At 67.2% G+C, this 2809-nt stretch carries 5 protein-coding genes; 4 read left to right on the top strand and 1 reads right to left on the bottom strand.

Features of this window, described 5'->3' with window-relative positions; genetic code table 11:
- From G341_RS0100150 to G341_RS0100135, 4 genes are all read left to right on the top strand, one after another.
- Positions 1 to 328 (top strand): IS5/IS1182 family transposase (locus tag G341_RS0100150; protein ID WP_018177086.1); only part of this gene is annotated, 328 nt, incomplete at its 5' end.
- 28 nt (positions 329 to 356) lie between these two features.
- Complete coding sequence (locus G341_RS20445; protein WP_018177085.1) at positions 357 to 1310, top strand: CE1 family esterase; 954 nt, start codon at positions 357 to 359, stop codon at positions 1308 to 1310.
- 4 nt (positions 1311 to 1314) lie between these two features.
- Positions 1315 to 2118 carry an enoyl-CoA hydratase/isomerase family protein gene (locus tag G341_RS20440; RefSeq protein WP_018177084.1) on the top strand — a complete coding sequence of 268 codons (804 nt, stop codon included), beginning with the start codon at positions 1315 to 1317 and terminating at the stop codon, positions 2116 to 2118.
- Entirely contained in the window at positions 2115 to 2609 is a 495-nt protein-coding gene (locus G341_RS0100135; RefSeq protein WP_018177083.1) for a hypothetical protein, read from the top strand. Before G341_RS20440 ends, G341_RS0100135 begins: the two co-directional genes overlap by 4 nt.
- Positions 2610 to 2621: 12 nt before the next feature.
- On the opposite strand, the gene G341_RS0100130 is transcribed toward G341_RS0100135, so the two are convergent.
- On the bottom strand, positions 2622 to 2809 hold a 188-nt coding region (locus tag G341_RS0100130; RefSeq protein WP_018177082.1), incomplete at its 5' end, for a transposase.

Here is a 2809-nt window from a genome sequence, read left to right as displayed (position 1 = left end):
TACCCGCCCGGACGCGGTGATCGCCGATCGGGCCTACACCAACGGGGTGAACCGGCGGATGCTCGCTGGCCGCGGCATCAAGACCGTTATCCCGCAGAAGAGCACCGAGACCGACGCCCGCAAACGCAAAGGCTCCACCGGTGGGCGGCCTCCTGCTTTCGATGCAGTCCTTTACAAGGGCCGCAACGTTATTGAGCGTTCCTTCAACGACACCAAGCAGTGGCGCGCCCTGGCCACCCGCTACGACAAACTCGCCATCACCTACCGAGCCGCCGTGGTCCTACAGGCATGCCTCCGCTGGACACGCCTATTAGGAGACACGCCCTAGTCACCGACGGCCAAGGAGGCATATCGCGATGAATCGGGCGGCTATCCCGCTGCTGGCCGGCGCGACCACCATCTCGGCGGGATATCTTGCCGCGTATGGCCTCACCGCGTCGTATCCGCCACCGCCGGATCTGCACGGGCGGTGGTCCAAAGGCAGCCGCACGATCGACGGCCGCACCCGGCGGACACAGTGGTATCGACCGCCGACCACTGCCCCGGCAGCGAGCGCAATCCTGCTCGTCCTGCATGGGTCGGGGCAGAACGGTGCCCAGATCCGTCGGGCGACCGGCCACCGATTCGATCAGCTGGCGGACGAGCACGGATTCTCGGTGATCTACCCGGACGGCTTCCGGCACAACTGGAACGAATGCCGGCGGCAATCAGCATTCGCCGCCAAACGTCTGCACGTCGATGACATCGCGTTCATCCGCGCGCTGGTCGAGGACATCGACCCCGCCCGCACGCTTCGCGTGCTGGCGACCGGGTACAGCAGCGGCGGCCAGATGGCGACTCGGCTGGCCCTGGAGGCGCCCGATCTGGTCACGGCCATCGCGCCGGTCGCCGCCAATCCGCCGACGGTCGACAACATCGGCTGCGCGGACCGCGGCGTTGCGGTGCCCGCGTTCTTTGTCGCAGGCACCGACGATCCGAAGAATCCGTACGGCGGCGGCCACGATCGGCTCTACGGGTTCGCCGACCGCGGCCCCGTGCGGTCGGCCGTCGACGGCGCGGCATGGTTCGCGGAACGGAACGGCATGCCCGGGGATCCCGAGGTCACGACGCTCGAGACCGCCCCCGACGAATCCGGCCGGCTGTACCGCTGGTCCGGGCGCCACCCGGTGGGACTGCTGTCGATCACCGGCGGCGGCCATCACTATCCGGCTCTGGGCTACCGCGGCCCGCGCATCCTCGGCCGCACCGTCGCCGTCGATGTCCCGGGCATCGTCACCGACTTTCTGCTCGCCCAGGGAAAAACGGAGTAGCGCAATGGATTCGGGATCGGTGCGATACGAGCGGCGTGATGATGTCGCAATCATGACGCTGGCACGTCCCGCGGCCCGGAATGCGATCGATGAATCGATGCGTGCGCGGGTCCACCGGATCAGCGACCAACTGTCCAGTGACCACTCGATCAGATGTCTCGTGGTGGCCGGCGACGGACCGACGTTCTGCGCCGGAGTCGACTTGTCGGAGTTCACCACCGGGGCGATCGCCGACTTCGCGCAACGATCGACGCCGAACGCCATGCTCGACGACGGCTGGCAGCTCGCATCGATGTTCGAATGGATTCCACGACTGCCCTTCCCGTCGATCGCGGCCGTGCGCGGCCACGCCTTCGGTGCGGGCATGCAGCTCGCCCTCGCCTGCGATTTCCGCATCCTGGCCGACGACGCCGTATTCGGTCTGCCGGAAATGGAATACGGCCTGGTCCCCGACATGGGCGCCACCTACCGCCTGCCGCGACTCATCGGCGAGGCCCGCGCACGACAACTCATCCTGCTGAGCACCGTGGTCGGTGCATGGTCGGCAGAGCAGGTGGGGCTGGCGACCCGCGTCGTTCCGGCCGCCGAATTGATGGACAGCGCATTGGATCTCGCGATCCAAATCGCCGGGAAGTCTGCCACCGCCATCACGGCGGCGCGGAGTTGTCTCAACAATTCCAGTACGGACGACGACCACTTGCGGCTGGCGGTCCGTGCACAGGCCGACTGTCTGCTGTCCCCAGAGTTTCGGGACACCCAGACCCGCCTTCGGCACCGCACAACAACGGATCGGGCGGCACGCACATGATCGCCGACCGCTGGGGTGTCACGGATGCCGATGTGCGCCGGCACTATCCGTGCGACGACGTGTGGGACCACGCCGCCGGCGCACTCTGGCGCGGCGTCACCGTCGGCGCGCCCCCGGAACGAGTGTGGCCGTGGATCAGGCAGATTCGGCTCGCACCGTATTCGTACGACTGGCTCGACAACCGCGGCCGCCGGTCCCCGCGAACGATCCGGTCGCTGCGCGATCCTCTACCCGGAGACAACTTTTCGACCGCCGCGTTCGGACCGGTCGGCCGCGTCCTGACCGTCGAACCCGGGCATCAACTCACCGCGGAGATCATGGGCTGCCTGATGTCGTATGTGCTGGTGCCGCAGGGCGAGAGCACCCGGCTGCTGCTGAAGATCCTGCTGCCGCGGTCCGGGCCACTGGCATCGCTGCTCTCGGTCGGCGACCTGGTGATGGCCCGGCGGCAACTGCTGAATCTCAAGGGGCTCGCCGAACCTCCCGGCTAGTCGCCGTAACAGCTAGGGCGTGTCTCCTAATAGGCGTGTCCAGCGGAGGCATGCCTGTAGGACCACGGCGGCTCGGTAGGTGATGGCGAGTTTGTCGTAGCGGGTGGCCAGGGCGCGCCACTGCTTGGTGTCGTTGAAGGAACGCTCAATAACGTTGCGGCCCTTGTAAAGGACTGCATCGAAAGCAGGAGGCCGCCCAC

The organism is Jongsikchunia kroppenstedtii DSM 45133, from assembly GCF_000380485.1.
Lineage (GTDB): Bacteria > Actinomycetota > Actinomycetes > Mycobacteriales > Mycobacteriaceae > Jongsikchunia > Jongsikchunia kroppenstedtii.
Note: the sequence above shows the minus strand (reverse complement) of the source record. Positions and strands in the feature narration are given on the sequence as shown.